A 14,509-nucleotide genomic window follows, 5' to 3' on the forward strand; every position below is an offset into this window, starting at 1 on the left:
CAACCTGCCTAAAGCCCGACTCATCGTCCAAATCTGGCCCATCTTGCGGCGTCCTTTGATGTGTGTGTTCATGGCGTTGGTGCATAACGGAAGGAATGGCTATGGGCTCCAGTCGCTGTTAAAGATCTGTTCCCTGGATAGCGCATATATAAGTTTCACAAGAATTTCAATGCAAGCCTCTTCCTATATAGCTGGCAGATACAACCGGTTTATCCAACTCTTTGGCCCATATGGATAATTGTCCAATGTGATGAATTTCGTGGGTCAAGATATGCCGCAGAATTTCTCCACAAGAAAGCTTGCTATCGTTTAACCATGAAATAGTTACGATTTCTTGATCCATCTCTGAAGACCAGTTTCCTATAAATTCTGCTACCTCTTCGTGGTAAAGATCGGATAGCTTGCGAACTTGCTCCAAGCTCATATAGTCATGGTAATTAGGAGCCAAATCAGGCTCTCCCTTCATCTCACGAATATAGCTGCTTTCTACATCTACGATATGGAATAAAGTTTGAAGAAAGCTGCCAACCCCGCCCTTACGGTTCTGCAGCAGATGTTCAACAGATAACGAATTGCACCAATCGAACCATTCATTCCTTACTTGCCAATTATATTGAAAAAGTTGCAGCACAACGATCAACTCCATGTTACATAATTTACCACTGAATCAAAATTTGTACAACCATATTTTTATGCCTTTTCTATAACAAAAAACCGCTATGTATTGGATGATTTCAAAATCCAATCATAGCGGTTTTATTGTTTGTTGTTGATGTTATTGAAGAGTCGGTTCGATCATATCAGTACTTTCCGAGTAGAATCCGATGGGCTGCCTTGGCGGTTCATCCACCGTCTTCAGATTAGCAATCAGTACAAGGCTGAAATTACTTACATTTTGTATGAGTTCAATATGTTTACCGTCCATGTTACCACCAACCCGCACGAACGAGGGCGCCAGCCAAGTCACACGCTCAAGTGTAACCATCATCCCGTTAATAAGAATTAGAGTTTCATAGTTCTCAGCCAAGCTATTGTCAAAATCATTAATCGCGGCAGCCAGATTTTGAAAATTAATGTAGGAGGCATCCTGCTGAAGGCGTCCCACTATTGTCGGAGACTGGGCAAATTCCACGAAAGAGTCCAGATTTTTTAGAGGGTTATTTAACACTCTCCTCATCATCTTTTCCTGCGTATTTCCCGACTCCAAATGCTGATCCATATTATTCATATAGTTGTACACCTCAGAAAAGTTTGATCTTTAGGGACCTTTAGAGGTATTATGCTCTATTCGCTAAAATTTACACTTATTCTTAAAAGTCGTTAATTACAAATTAAAAAATTAAGCCAAAAAGCGCCATTCACGAAAAATCTCTCCGAGGAAATGGCGCTGCGAATATGAGTTTGCATTTTTAAAACTTCGATTATTGCTACATTATCAGTTTCTTCTACACGGCTCGGTACCGCTCTATACCTACGTTCAAGAAACCTTATGCTCAATCCTAAGCTTGTCTGCGACCATCGCGATAAACTCCGAATTCGTCGGTTTCGACTTGCTGATGTTGATCGTATAGCCGAAAATAAAGCTGATGCTGTCGATGTTGCCGCGAGTCCAGGCGACTTCAATGGCGTGCCGGATAGCGCGCTCGACACGGCTTGGTGTGGTTTTGTATTTATCGGCAATAGCCGGGTATAAAGTTTTTGTGATTGCACCAAGGATCTCAATGTTGTTGTATACCATTGTAATTGCTTCGCGAAGATATTGATATCCTTTAATATGCGCAGGAACTCCGATTTCATGTATGATGCTCGTTATGTTGGCGTCCAAATTTTTACTTTTTGGCATCTGTACGATATTGGCTTTCGATGCTCCTACCGTTACGGAAACCTGATTGTTCACGAGCTGGCGAATGCGATTTGTAAGCACTTCCATGTCGAAAGGCTTGAGTATGTAGTAGGATGCACCCAATTGAACAGCTTTTTGGGTAATATTTTCTTGACCGAAGGCGGTCAGCATTATGATTTTGGTTTGTGGAGTCAGATTCATTTCTCTGAGCCTTTCAAGCACGCCCAGACCGTCTAAATGAGGCATAATAATATCTAGGATTAATACGTCCGGGGCCTCTTCCTGCTCCTCCATAAAGCGAAGCACTTCATTGCCGTTGTAAGCCACGCCTATTACTTCCATATCCGCTTGTTCACCGATATATTCCGATAATAAATGGGTAAACTCACGATTATCATCTGCCAGTAAAACTTGAATTTTTTGCAACTTTGAATCCTCCTTTGATTACATTACAAGTTTGGTAGTTACTTTTTATCTAAAACTAAATATTCGACATCACCCTTTAAAATCCTTCTGTCGAAAATTATTTTTCTTTCCTTTTTGTAATTTTTAATTTATAATTATAAATTAACCTTTTTTGCGACCTCATTCGACAATTTCTTAGCATATACGACCAAAAAAAAGAATCAAAGGTTAGCTAGCCTTTGATCCTTCTGCATTTTGTCTGAGCAATATTCCGGAATCCTGCAGCATCCATTCAATGAAACATCCATATCCGCTGGTTGGATCATTGACGAAAACATGAGTGACAGCTCCGATAATTTTGCCGTTTTGTACAATTGGGCTTCCGCTCATTCCTTGTACAATACCACCTGTTTTTTCCAACAGTCTGGGATCCGTTATTTTGATTACCATCCCTTTTGTTGCCGGAAAATCCTGACGAGATACATGTACAACCTGAATATCGAATTTTTCAACCTTTTGCCCTTCGATCACCGTGTAGATTTGAGCTGGCCCTTGCTTCACTTCCTCGGAAAATGCAACAGGAATCGCTTCTTTATCCAGACTGTGCTCCGGCGCTGTATGCATTTTCCCAAAAATGCCAAATGGCGTGTTTCTCTCTATATTTCCAATAACTTTACTGTCTTTGTAAAACTGCGCTCTTTTCTCACCGGGTTCGCCGTTATGGCTTTTCGATATCGAGGTGACATTTGAATGCACGATCTCTCCATCACCAACGGTAATTGGGGTCTGCGTGTCCATATCTGTAATCACATGTCCAAGTGCCCCGTAAACTCCTTGATTGGGTGCGTAGAAAGTCAATGTCCCTACACCTGCGGCAGAATCTCGAATGTACAAGCCGAGACGGTACGACTTATCTACAATGTCATATACAGGCTGCAGTTTAATTTGAAATTCTTCATTATTTCTTCGGATTGTCAGATCCAAAGGCGTTTTATTCGTTCCTGCTTTAGTAACCAAATCTGTAACTTTGCTGACATCTCTGATTTCCTTGCCATTAATCCGGGTGATTAAATCACCAAGTTGGATTTTCGCTTCCTCACCAGGGGAGGTTTTTTGCGTTTCAGCAACCGTTACAAGATGATGACCAACAACCATAATACCTGCCGACTTGATTTTTACACCAATCGTTTGCCCGCCAGGTATCACTTTCAAATCGGGAATGACCTGAACCTTAACGGTTTTAATGGGAATCGCACCGAAAAGCTTCAGCTTCATCTCGGTTTCTCCGGAATGCATGGATTCTAACGAGATCGGTTCTTTCAAACTTACCTGGAATGAGTGCTTCGCAGAGCCGTTAACCTTCACGATATTAGGATCTTTTACAGTTACCTGGGCACTAACGGGCATCGATAATTGAAGCTGCCTTCCTTGGCCGCTAAAGAGCCGTAATTCTTCGGGGAATGAGGCAAAACTCTGGAAAGGTGAAGAGAAGCTTCCCAAACAGATGAAGAAGACGAGCAGTAATCCAAACAATCTTTTTCTTTTGCAGGACTTCAACTTTTTTCACGCTCCTTCTACTTCCTAAGCCCTGACGAAAAGCATCGTCAAATGCGTACCCTTAAGGTAACCTCACTCCCCCTGTTTTATAACAGAAAATGCTGCCTTATCATGCTTTCATATCCTTGTCTTCTTTTCATTTGCCAAAGCAATCATTTCCCGCGCATGACCCAGCGTCGTTTCCGTAACCTCAACTCCACCAAGCATTCTGGCAAGCTCTTGAATTCTTGCCTCACCTTGGAGATCATACACTTTTGTATAAGTCCGTTCATGATCGACTTCCTTGTGAATCGCAAAATGGGCATCGGCCATACAAGCAACCTGAGGAAGATGAGTGATCGAACAAACCTGGCAGCTGCGTGAAAGCACTGACATTTTCTCTGCGATGGCTTGGGCCGCTCTGCCGCTCACACCCGTATCCACTTCATCAAAAATAAGTACAGGGATTAGGTCGATTCTGGCAAAAATCGCTTTCATCGCCAGCATGATACGCGATAGCTCCCCTCCTGAGGCAATTTTGCTTAAGCCGCGTAAAGGCTCACCGGGATTAGGTGCCATTAGAAACTCGACCTGGTCAATGCCCTCTCTTCCGAAACGGACTTTAGCTCCATCAACTTCAATTCCTTTATCGTCCTTGGCTCGTCCAAGATGAACAACGAATTGAGTTCGTTCCATTTGCAGATCGCGAAGCTCGACTTCAATATCAGAGGCTAATCGTTTGGCAATTCGCTCGCGGCCAGCAGAAAGCTTTACTGCGGCATCAATCAGCTTCGCCTCTTCCTTCTTTAATGCATCCTCAAGCTTTTGAATATTTTCATCCTTGTTCTCAATTATGTCCATTTCTTTCGTAATTATTTCCAAATAATGCAGTATTTCTGGAATGCTTTCCCCATATTTGCGGCGCAGCGAAGAGAGCATATCCAATCGATGCTCGATTTCATCCAATCTTTGCGGATTAAATTCAACTTCATCCTTGTAATCACGCAGTTGATAAGCCGCATCCTCAAGCTGATAAAAGCCGGATTGCATTTGCTCCAGCAAAGTCTGAAGTCCTACCGGGTCCAGGTTCACGATATCCTGCAGACGCTGAATCGCCTTCCCCGCAGCATCCAGACCTTGATTGGCACTGTACAGCATATCATAGGCTTCAGACGAGTTTTGATATAGCTTCTCAGCATTGCTTAGCTTTCGTTTTTCTTCGAATATGGCTTCATCTTCCCCTGCTACTAATTTTGCAGAAGAGATTTCCTCAATTTGAAAACGGTAAAGATCCAGCATCTGCAGGGCTTGCTTACTTGTTTCCTTAAGCTCACGAAGCTCCTTCTGCAGCTTTGTATACGTATCGTAAGAGGCCTGGTATGTTTTCTTAATACTAATCACATCAGCTTCTCCAAACAAGTCAAGCCAGCGAATATGGGCTTCCACCTTCAGGAGTGACTGATGCTCATGCTGACCGTGAATATTAACAAGCCAATCTCCGGCAGATCGCAGCATACTTAAGTTAACAAGCTGTCCGTTAATTCGGCTCGAGCTTTTGCCATTAGATGTGATTTCTCTGCGAATTAGCAAATGCTCATCATGCGCTGAATCAATACCAAGTGCATGCAAGGCCGCCCATACAGGATGGTCCGCTTTTAGCTCAAACATCCCTTCAATCTCTGCCTTTTCACAGCCATAACGTATAAGCTCCGAAGAGCCCCGGCCTCCAATAAGCAAGCTTAAAGCATCAATAATGATAGATTTACCAGCGCCGGTTTCCCCTGTAAGAACATGAAAGCCCGACTTAAACTGAATATGAACCTGCTCGATAACAGCCAAATTGCGTATAGATAGCTCTGTAAGCATTAGCTCCTCCTAAATTAGGATAATAAAGTCATCATTTGGCTCACAAAAGAGCCGCTTTGTTCTTTGGAACGACAAATGACCAAAATCGTATCATCGCCGCCGATCGTTCCCATAATCTCGCTCCACTCCAAATTATCGAGCAATGCGCAGATCGTATTTGCAGTTCCTGGCAGACATTTCAGCACTACCAAATTATCAGCATGATCAATGCTAACGAAATGGTCGCTAAGCGCTCTCCGCAGCTTCTGCAGCGGATTAAACCGTTGATCTGCCGGCATGGAGTATTTGTATCGGCCATCGTCCAGAGGAACTTTAATTAAATGAAGCTCCTTGATATCACGGGAAACTGTTGCCTGAGTTACATGAAACCCTCCGAGCCTCAGTGATTCCACGAGCTCATCCTGAGTTTCGATTTCATGACTCGTAATAATTTCCCTGATCTTTATATGCCGTTGTCCTTTCATGCTACACCTCTATATGAAACGTGATTTTTTTTATTTTAAGCATCTCCATGTCTACATAAAGCACCCCTGCTGCCTCCGGATAAAGAAGGCTGTAGGAAAGCAAATGGTCACGAATGGAGCTGCCCGTCATTTCAAGCGGCTTGCGTTCCCTGGCTACTTTCACAAGAAATAGTTCCTCGTTCTTTTGGGCAAAATAATCAATATACAACCTTGTTTGAAATTCCTCGGAGTCATTTAGCATCATGGTGATGGGAACTTTCGTTTTGCCGGACAGAACATCAAAGCCTGCGCCTTCCAGTAGCCTAACGGTATCATCATCGTCGGGGACTTCGCTGCCACTATAAATCGACAAGCGTTTCTTAGGGGGCGTTGCCAGCCAATGCCGGAACCGCAGCGTAATGAAGCCCACAAAGACGATCAGAATCAACAGAATAACTGTCACATCGCCTTTTTCCATCACCAATCACCTCGCCATAGTATTCGCGAATTTGATGGGAAAATCCTCTTTTTATATGGAGAAAAACTCACCTTATTTACCGGATTAGGGCGGTATGTAAGGCGAGCTTTATGACGCTCTATGTGGGCATGACACTACAAATACCATACTTGGGCTTGCCCTATTTGGAATGAAGCCGCTGTGCTTCCTGTACAGTTCTGGCAATGATTTCACTCTGACTTTCGGTTATACCGCCTGATTCTGATGGTGTGCAGCCCCAATAAGCCAAAAACTCGATGTTTCCTTCCCCACCCGTGATAGGAGAATACGTCAGGCCTCTTAAATACAATCCAATTTCTTCAGCAAAGGTAAGTACTGTCGTGAGCACTTCTTGATGGATCGCAGGATCTCTGATTACACCCGTTTTGCCCACCTTTTCCCGGCCAGCTTCAAATTGCGGTTTAATTAAAGCAACAATGCTGCCCTGCTCCCCAAAAATAGCTTTAAGCGGCGGCAAAATAATTCGCAAAGAAATAAAAGACACGTCTATCGTGGCAAAATCAGGCGTTGGACCTGTCAAATCCTCACATTTCGTAAAGCGAAAATTGGTGCGTTCCATCACATTGACTCTGTCATCATTCCGAAGAGACCAATCCAGCTGGTTGTAACCCACATCAACAGCATAAACATAAGCAGCCCCATGCTGAAGTGCGCAGTCCGTAAATCCTCCTGTTGACGAGCCAATGTCCAGCATAACAGCTTCTTGCAAGTCGATCTCGAATAGCTTGAGCGCCTTTTCCAGCTTCAAGCCTCCACGGCTGACATAAGGATGCACAGCCCCCTTCACCTTGAGGATTGAGGCTCTGCTGATCTTCGTTCCCGCTTTATCAACGGTCTCTTCATTCGCAAAAACAAGGCCTGCCATAATGGCGGCCTTGGCTTTCTCCCTGCTTTCAAAATAACCTTGTTCTACAAGCAATATATCCAGTCTTTCCTTATCTGATGACATGCATACGTCTCCTATCTCTATGCTCGTTGACGTTTGCGGGGCGTTAAAGCCAGCACCTCTGCAACCAAATGCTGTGCAGTGAGTCCAACCTCTTGACGCTGTTCCTTCACCGAGCCATGCTCCACAAAATAATCCGCAATGCCAAGATTTCTGATCGTTAATGCAGAAATGCCTCGCTCCGCAAAAAACTCTAGCACAGCACTGCCAAACCCGCCTTGAATGGACCCTTCTTCCATGGTAATCAACGGAATTTGCTCATTAGCGAGCTGCAGCAGATACGCTTCATCCAGCGGTTTAATGAAACGCGCATTCACAACCCGAAGCTGTATGCCCTCTTTGCTCAGCTGCTCAGCTGCTTCTTCAGCAACCTGCACCATGGGACCAACTGCAAGCACGGCCGCGCGGTCTCCTTCTTTGATAACTTCCCATGTCCCAATGGCAATGGACTTAGGCGCTTCATCAATCTTAACGCCAGTACCGTTGATTCTTGGATAACGGTAAGCAATAGGACCGTCATCATAGTCATTGGCTGTCTTCATCATATCGCGAAGCTCTTTCTCATCCTTAGGCATCATCAATACCATGTTGGGCAAGGTCCTCAGAAAGGCAATATCATAAACGCCTTGATGGGTCTCGCCATCCGGTCCAACAAATCCTGCCCGGTCTATGGCAAAGGTAACATTCAGATTCGGACGGCAAATGTCGTGAACGACCTGATCATAAGCTCTTTGCAGAAATGTGGAGTACACGGCAAAGATCGGCTTCATGCCTTCCGAAGCCATTCCTGCACACATAGTAGCCCCATGCTGTTCAGCTATGCCTACGTCAATCATCCGGTTCGGGAAATGGCTCGCGAATTTCAGAAGTCCGGAACCGCTTGGCATTGCCGGTGTGACAGCAACAATCCTTGGATCCTGTTCGGCCAGCTCAATCAAAGTATTGCCGAATACTTCCGTATACATCGGCGGTCCGACTGCCTTCAACACTTGGCCGGACTCAATCTTATAATGACCAACACCGTGCCAAGTATGTGAATCCTTCTCTGCAGGCGTGTATCCTTTGCCCTTAATTGTCACAACATGCACGAGCACAGGTCCGTTTACCTTCTCTGCCTGTTTGAGTGTATCCATCAGCAGCGGCAGATTATGGCCGTCAACAGGGCCCATATAAGTAAAGCCCAGCTCTTCAAACCAAACCCCGGAAACGACGAGATACTTCAGGCTGTCCTTCAGCTTCTCAGCTGTTTTGGCCAAGGTTTCGCCGATTGCCGGTATTTTTTTCAGCAAAGTTTCGACTTCTTCCTTCGCTTTCAAATAATGCCGGTCTGAGCGTATCTTGCTTAAGTAATTATGAATAGCCCCGACATTAGGGGCTATGGACATCTCATTGTCATTTAGAATCACCATCAAATTTTTCTTTTCATGGCCTATATGATTCATAGCTTCCAATGCCATCCCGCCGGTCATAGCTCCGTCCCCGATAATGGCTACTACTTTATAGTTCTCACCTTTAAGGTCGCGGGCAATCGACATTCCCATTGCAGCTGACAGTGAGGTACTGCTGTGCCCTGCTTCCCAAACGTCATGCACACTTTCCGAACGTTTGACGAAGCCGCACAGCCCCTTGTATTTGCGGAGCGTATCGAATTTATCCATGCGTCCAGTCAGTATTTTGTGAACATATGCCTGATGGCCCACATCAAAAATAAATTTATCTTCAGGGCTGTTAAACAGAGTGTGCAAGGCAATGGTAAGCTCAACCACTCCAAGATTTGGGGCGAGGTGCCCTCCTGTGACGGATAGCTTTTCAATCAGAAACTGGCGGATTTCCTCAGCCAATAACTCCAGCTCCGCCATCGAAAGACGCTTCAAATCCTCTGGCTGTTTGATTTGTTCGAGCAGCACGCTTGTTTCCTCACTTTCCATAATGGAAGTCTTAAATCAGAAATATTGAAATATGTGAAACCCCAAAGCTTATGGGTTCTATAGGCAAATTATACTTGCAATTCCACTCATTATAGCACAAAAATAAGGAGCAGCGTAATGCTGCTGCTTTAAATATTAATGATCTCTGCGCATTAAAAAGTCAGCAAGCTGCAAAAGCCGCTCCGGACGCGGAAAATCTGCAGCAAGCAGCACCTGCTTGCCTTCCAAAGTAAGCTCCCTGACCCTCGCCTCTGAAGCCTCGAGGCCGATGAAGAAAGGATAAGTCACCTTCTGCTGCTTTTCGTCGCTATTCGTGGGCTTACCGAGCTTCTGCTCGTCCCCTGTAACATCGAGAATATCATCCTGTATTTGAAAAGCAAGACCAATCGCATAGCCGAAGCTTTCTAGCGCTTGAAGCTGCTTCTCGTTGGCACCGGCGATGCGGCCGCCTGCAAGAAGTGAAAACACGATTAGATCACTTGTTTTGTGAGTATGGATGTACTGCAAATCCTCAAGCCTGGTTAAACCCTGCTCGCCAAGCATATCTGCTGCCTGTCCACCCACCATGCCGCAGGCCCCCGCATACACAGCTAAATCATCCATGATGTTTAAAACCTGCTCTGCTGGTACCCCATGGATACGATAAGCTTGCGCAGCTGCATGAAAAGCATGGGTAAGCAGCGCATCACCAGCCAATATAGCTAACGCTTCTCCATATACCTTGTGGTTCGTCAGCTTGCCTCTGCGGTAATCGTCATTATCCATTGCGGGCAAGTCGTCATGGATCAGTGAATACGTGTGAACCATCTCGATGGCACAAGCCACGGGCAAAGCAGCTTCCTTGGAGCCTCTCAAAGCCTCTGCGGCCGCCAGCACCAGAAGAGGGCGCAGTCGTTTGCCTCCGGCCATGAGCGAATAGCCCATAGCCGCACGAAGCTCCTCTGGCACATCCCAGCCTGCGGGAAGTATTCTGGCCAGTGCGGCCTCAACCTTGGCTGTCTCCGCAGCCATATAGGATTCAAAAGTCAGCTCTTCGTTATTCAACAGAATTCCCCTTATCCTCCAGCGATGGCTGGAAAGGCTTGCGGGTTATTCCCGCTTCCCCCTCCACCAGCAGCTCTATTTTTTTCTCTACCTGCTCCAGCTTTTGTCCGCATAGATGGGAGAGTCGGACTCCCTCCTGATAAAGCTCAATCGCTTTTTCGAGCGGGACGTCTCCATTCTCCAACTGGGCAACGATCGTTTCCAGCTGTTCAATGGCCTGTTCAAAGTTTACTTCCGGTTCACTCTTTGTCATTGTTGTTCTCCTCCATCCCCATTACATGACAATCCAGCCTGCCGTCCACAAGCCGGATTTTGACCACATCACCAAGCTGGGCCTGATGGACCGAACGGATCAAGGTCTGTTCATTCTCATCATAGGCCAGGCTGTAGCCCCGCTGCATAACCTTAAGCGGGCTCAGCGCGTCCAGATGGCGCAGCTTAGAGAGCCATTCCTGCTTCTTGCTGCGCAGCAGACCCTGCATTGTCGTCAGCATCTGACGATTCGAAACCTCAAGCCGCCGCTTGGCGTAAACGATCTGCTCTTTAGGATTAAAGGCAGACAGGCTGCGGTCCAGCCTGATATGCCGCTGGGCAGCCTGGGCAAGCCGCTGCCGCATTTTGTACCCGAGCTGCTCCGCCAGCCGGTCCAGACGCTGCGCAGGCTGTGTCAGCAGCTGCCTGCGCGGGTTGACAAGCACCGGTGACCGCCTGAGGCGTGTCAGCCGCTCTTGCTTGCGCTGAAGCTGCTGGAGCAGCCCCATATGCAGCCTCTGCATATGGATGGCCAGCTGCTGCTTCAGCTCCAGATGATGCGGCACCGCCAGCTCCGCCGCGGCTGTGGGCGTCGCAGCCCGCAGATCGGCGACGAAGTCGGCGATCGTGAAGTCCGTCTCGTGGCCGACGGCCGAGATGACGGGAATCGCGGAGGCATAGATGCTCCGCGCCACGGTTTCCTCGTTGAACGCCCACAGCTCCTCGAGCGAGCCGCCGCCGCGGCCAACGATCAGCACATCGGCTTCACCGAGCCTGTTCATCGCTTCGATGGCCTTGACGATCGAAGGCGCTGCCTGCGCTCCCTGCACAAGCACAGGATAAAGCAGAATCGATACCGAAGGGAATCGCCGCTTGAGGGTAATCAGCACATCTTTGATTGCCGCTCCGGTTGGCGAGGTTATAATGCCGATAGTCTTGGGAAAGCGAGGGATCGGCTTTTTTACAGCAGCGGCAAAAAGCCCTTCTGCCTCCAGCTTCTTCTTAAGCTGCTCGAAAGCCAGAAACAAGCTTCCCAGACCGTCCGGCTGCATCGTCGTCACATAGAATTGATACGCGCCATCTCTTTCATATACGGAAATATTGCCGCGAGCGATCACTTTAGTTCCTTCTCGGGGTATAAAACCGAGCCTCTGATTGTGAGAGGCGAACATAATGCTCTTGAGCCGGCCATCCGGATCCTTGAGGGTGAAATACATATGCCCACTGGAATGATGGGTGAAGTTAGAAATCTCGCCGCGCACCCAAACGTCCTGGAGCCGCCCGTCACCCTCCAGCTTCATCTTAATATAACGGTTTAAGTCCTTGACGGACAGGATGCTTGCTTCATTCCTCGCCATAAGCCCGCTACACGCTCACATTCGTCTTGGCGGAACGGCTGGCCGCATTCAATGTATTGCGAAGCAGCATCGTGATCGTCATAGGTCCCACCGTGCCTGGTACTGGTGTAATGGCTCCTGCAACTTCTTTGACCGCTTCAAAATCCACATCTCCGGTCAGCTTTCCATCCACAGGACGGTTCATCCCCACATCAATAACTACAGCACCTGGTTTCACATGCTCTGCTTTTATGAGGTTCGCTTTCCCTACGGCGACAACAAGTATATCCGCTTGTTTTGTAATCTCCTCCATATTCGGAGTACGCGAATGGCAGATAGTTACCGTTGCATGCTCACGAAGCAGCAGCAGCGCCATGGGCTTGCCTACGATGTTGCTTCTCCCAACCACAACGGCATGCTTGCCGGCTATAGAGACATCAATTTTTTTCAAAATTTCAATAACACCACCGGGTGTGCAAGGCAGCATGCCCGGCTTGCCGATCATCAAATTCCCCACGTTAACCGGATGAAAGCAGTCCACATCCTTGGCCGGATCTATTTCATCCACAACTTCTTCTTCATTCATGTGCTTCGGAAGCGGTGATTGCACCAGGATGCCATGAATACGCTTGTCCTGATTGAACAGATGGATCAGAGCAATCAATTCTTTCTGCGTAGTGTTCTCTGGTAGTCGGTGAACTTCCGAGTATACACCTACCTGCTCGCAGGCCTTCGCTTTACTATTGACATATACCTTGGAAGCAGGGTCCTCACCAACGATTATAACAACTAGTCCAGGCTGTGTGCCCTGAGCTGTTAACTCAGCTGCTTCAGCCTTGATTTCCTCGCGTAAAGCGCTCACGATTTCTTTGCCATTAATAATTTGAGCAGTCATAAAGACGCCCCCCTCAGCTGATAAATTAAGTTGTATATTGAAATTTTAAATTTAATTGTACTTTTAGTTGCAAATTAAAAAGCAACTTAAGTTTCATTTTGAAGCGACTTTTTATTTTTCAAGCTGTCCAATTCCTTGATCATTTTGCCTAGTACGCCATTTACGAATTTGCCTGACTCTTCTGTCCCGAAATGCTTGGAGAGCTCAATAGCTTCATTGACTACAACCTTGGGAGGAACATCGTCGCGGTAGACCATCTCATAGACGGCAAGACGGAGCACTTCACGGTCAACGCGGGAAAGCCTGTCCATTTGCCAACCCTTCAAATATTCCTCAAGCATCTCGTCGATCTGCTTCTTATACTCATAGATGCCATCTACCAGCTCCGTAATGTAATCCGGTGATAGCTTGTCGTCGGAGAAATCCAGTTCTCCTTCATTGTCATTCTCCGCTTCAGCAATAGCTCCTTCAACGGCCTCCTTGGTTGAAACTTCATTCATTTCTATCTGGTACAAGCTTTGTATCGCCAGCTCTCTAGCTACTCTGCGTTTCATGAGTTTCCTGCTTTCCTTTTAATTTATTTCTTTTAAGTTAGTATGCTTCCAAACAAAAAAATCCATGGATGCACCAGGGATTTATCGGAACATTCTCCATTTCTGTGTCAAGTAGCGCCAAATGTCCTCGAACGGAAGTATACTTTCCTTACGGTCAAGCTTGCCGCCAATATAAACCCCTACGGCCACTATAAATGCAAAAATCAGCATATCCCAAAAGCCCCATATCAAGTAGATAAAGCCCAAAAACACGCCTGCCGCAGCACCTATACATTTGCCCCTATGCTGCTCCCACAACTCATTTCTCATGAGTGGCTCACCTCTATTCGACCCGGCTTTTAAACGTAGGGGAAGATTGTACAATATTGGCTACGAATACAGTAACAGATGCAACCGGAATGCCCGTTATTTCCTCAATATAGCCCTTCACAGTGCCCTGCATTTCCTCGGTAAGCTCCGGTATCGAGCTTTCTCCGTCTACTACAGTGCGGATAACGATTTCAAGCCCTGACTGATTGACCTTCACTCTTGCCCGCAAATCTTTAACTCCGCGAGAACGGGCTGCCACCTTCAAGCATAGGTTTTCCACCGTTTCCAAAGAAATCCGTATATCTCCAAATTCCGTCCGCTGATCGATGGAAGGCGCTTGAGAGCGGTCACGACGAAGGGATATGTATAGAAAACGAAGACTAATAAGCAGTACGGCCAGCATCACAGCAATCGTCGTATAAGCTGGGACTTTCTCATGATACAGAATATCGATCGCATCCATGGAAGTATTCATTGGAATCCAGTTCCAAGCAGCAAACAGCAGCGCACACGAAGCTAGGAAAACAAATAAGCTGTACAGAAACAACAAAAGCTTGTCCACAAGTTTAACCAAGAAAAGCTCGTCCCCTTCCTCTATCGGAGGAAACCCCCTGCTTACCTGTAGGGGGTTTCA

16 protein-coding genes are annotated in these 14,509 nt (G+C 46.6%); all 16 read right to left on the minus strand.

Features of this window, described 5'->3' with window-relative positions; translation table 11 throughout:
• Positions 1-166 precede the first annotated feature (166 nt).
• The 16 genes from J2Z66_RS02980 to amaP all read right to left on the minus strand — a co-directional run bounded on the left by J2Z66_RS02980 (position 167) and on the right by amaP (position 14,449).
• A complete protein-coding gene (locus tag J2Z66_RS02980; protein ID WP_209969816.1) occupies positions 167-631 on the minus strand; it encodes a DinB family protein in 465 nt (154 codons plus the stop codon).
• A gap of 144 nt (positions 632-775) precedes the next feature.
• Entirely contained in the window at positions 776-1,228 is a 453-nt protein-coding gene (locus tag J2Z66_RS02985) for a hypothetical protein (protein WP_209969817.1), read from the minus strand.
• Positions 1,229-1,477: 249 nt separating this feature from the next.
• The gene (spo0A, locus tag J2Z66_RS02990; RefSeq protein WP_209969819.1) at positions 1,478-2,269 is read right to left on the minus strand and encodes a sporulation transcription factor Spo0A; all 792 of its coding nucleotides are present in this window, start codon (positions 2,267-2,269) and stop codon (positions 1,478-1,480) included.
• Between the two features lie 207 nt (positions 2,270-2,476).
• Entirely contained in the window at positions 2,477-3,805 is a 1,329-nt protein-coding gene (gene spoIVB, locus J2Z66_RS02995) for a SpoIVB peptidase (RefSeq protein ID WP_209969820.1), read from the minus strand.
• A gap of 117 nt (positions 3,806-3,922) precedes the next feature.
• Positions 3,923-5,650, minus strand: a complete 1,728-nt coding sequence (gene recN / locus J2Z66_RS03000; protein ID WP_209969822.1) for a DNA repair protein RecN — start codon at positions 5,648-5,650, stop codon at positions 3,923-3,925.
• Between the two features lie 14 nt (positions 5,651-5,664).
• A complete protein-coding gene (gene ahrC / locus J2Z66_RS03005; protein ID WP_209969824.1) occupies positions 5,665-6,114 on the minus strand; it encodes a transcriptional regulator AhrC/ArgR in 450 nt (149 codons plus the stop codon).
• 1 nt (position 6,115) lies between these two features.
• The gene (locus tag J2Z66_RS03010) at positions 6,116-6,571 is read right to left on the minus strand and encodes a hypothetical protein (RefSeq protein WP_209969826.1); all 456 of its coding nucleotides are present in this window, start codon (positions 6,569-6,571) and stop codon (positions 6,116-6,118) included.
• 160 nt (positions 6,572-6,731) lie between these two features.
• The gene (locus J2Z66_RS03015) at positions 6,732-7,559 is read right to left on the minus strand and encodes a TlyA family RNA methyltransferase (protein ID WP_209969828.1); all 828 of its coding nucleotides are present in this window, start codon (positions 7,557-7,559) and stop codon (positions 6,732-6,734) included.
• Positions 7,560-7,576: 17 nt separating this feature from the next.
• The gene (gene dxs, locus J2Z66_RS03020; RefSeq protein WP_312894358.1) at positions 7,577-9,463 is read right to left on the minus strand and encodes a 1-deoxy-D-xylulose-5-phosphate synthase; all 1,887 of its coding nucleotides are present in this window, start codon (positions 9,461-9,463) and stop codon (positions 7,577-7,579) included.
• A gap of 156 nt (positions 9,464-9,619) precedes the next feature.
• Positions 9,620-10,495 (minus strand): polyprenyl synthetase family protein, encoded by an 876-nt coding sequence (locus J2Z66_RS03025; RefSeq protein ID WP_209970308.1) that lies wholly within the window; start codon positions 10,493-10,495, stop codon positions 9,620-9,622.
• Positions 10,496-10,520: 25 nt separating this feature from the next.
• Positions 10,521-10,781, minus strand: a complete 261-nt coding sequence (gene xseB, locus J2Z66_RS03030) for an exodeoxyribonuclease VII small subunit (RefSeq protein WP_209969832.1) — start codon at positions 10,779-10,781, stop codon at positions 10,521-10,523.
• A complete protein-coding gene (xseA, locus tag J2Z66_RS03035) occupies positions 10,768-12,138 on the minus strand; it encodes an exodeoxyribonuclease VII large subunit (protein WP_209969834.1) in 1,371 nt (456 codons plus the stop codon). The genes xseB and xseA overlap by 14 nt, the downstream gene beginning before the upstream one ends.
• Before the next feature lie 7 nt (positions 12,139-12,145).
• Positions 12,146-13,012 carry a bifunctional methylenetetrahydrofolate dehydrogenase/methenyltetrahydrofolate cyclohydrolase FolD gene (folD, locus tag J2Z66_RS03040; RefSeq protein ID WP_209969836.1) on the minus strand — a complete coding sequence of 289 codons (867 nt, stop codon included), beginning with the start codon at positions 13,010-13,012 and terminating at the stop codon, positions 12,146-12,148.
• 86 nt (positions 13,013-13,098) lie between these two features.
• Positions 13,099-13,566: a transcription antitermination factor NusB gene (gene nusB / locus J2Z66_RS03045; protein ID WP_209969837.1), complete on the minus strand. Its 468-nt coding sequence runs from the start codon at positions 13,564-13,566 to the stop codon at positions 13,099-13,101.
• Between the two features lie 81 nt (positions 13,567-13,647).
• Positions 13,648-13,875, minus strand: coding sequence for a DUF2273 domain-containing protein (locus tag J2Z66_RS03050; protein ID WP_209969839.1), 228 nt, complete (start codon positions 13,873-13,875; stop codon positions 13,648-13,650).
• Between the two features lie 13 nt (positions 13,876-13,888).
• Positions 13,889-14,449: an alkaline shock response membrane anchor protein AmaP gene (amaP, locus tag J2Z66_RS03055; RefSeq protein ID WP_209969840.1), complete on the minus strand. Its 561-nt coding sequence runs from the start codon at positions 14,447-14,449 to the stop codon at positions 13,889-13,891.
• Between the last annotated feature and the right edge of the window lie 60 nt (positions 14,450-14,509).

This window comes from Paenibacillus eucommiae, assembly GCF_017874215.1.
Classification (GTDB): domain Bacteria; phylum Bacillota; class Bacilli; order Paenibacillales; family NBRC-103111; genus Paenibacillus_AI; species Paenibacillus_AI eucommiae.

Bases quoted from the DNA above. Each gene is read 5' to 3' on its own strand.
- J2Z66_RS02985 (WP_209969817.1), bottom strand. From the start codon at position 1,228: ATGAATAATATGGATCAGCATTTGGAGTCGGGAAATACGCAGGAAAAG.
- recN (WP_209969822.1), bottom strand. From the start codon at position 5,650: ATGCTTACAGAGCTATCTATACGCAATTTGGCTGTTATCGAGCAGGTT.
- ahrC (WP_209969824.1), bottom strand. From the start codon at position 6,114: ATGAAAGGACAACGGCATATAAAGATCAGGGAAATTATTACGAGTCAT.
- J2Z66_RS03010 (WP_209969826.1), bottom strand. From the start codon at position 6,571: ATGGAAAAAGGCGATGTGACAGTTATTCTGTTGATTCTGATCGTCTTT.
- J2Z66_RS03015 (WP_209969828.1), bottom strand. From the start codon at position 7,559: ATGTCATCAGATAAGGAAAGACTGGATATATTGCTTGTAGAACAAGGT.
- J2Z66_RS03025 (WP_209970308.1), bottom strand. From the start codon at position 10,495: ATGGCTGCGGAGACAGCCAAGGTTGAGGCCGCACTGGCCAGAATACTT.
- xseB (WP_209969832.1), bottom strand. From the start codon at position 10,781: ATGACAAAGAGTGAACCGGAAGTAAACTTTGAACAGGCCATTGAACAG.
- xseA (WP_209969834.1), bottom strand. From the start codon at position 12,138: ATGGCGAGGAATGAAGCAAGCATCCTGTCCGTCAAGGACTTAAACCGT.
- folD (WP_209969836.1), bottom strand. From the start codon at position 13,012: ATGACTGCTCAAATTATTAATGGCAAAGAAATCGTGAGCGCTTTACGC.
- nusB (WP_209969837.1), bottom strand. From the start codon at position 13,566: ATGAAACGCAGAGTAGCTAGAGAGCTGGCGATACAAAGCTTGTACCAG.
- J2Z66_RS03050 (WP_209969839.1), bottom strand. From the start codon at position 13,875: ATGAGAAATGAGTTGTGGGAGCAGCATAGGGGCAAATGTATAGGTGCT.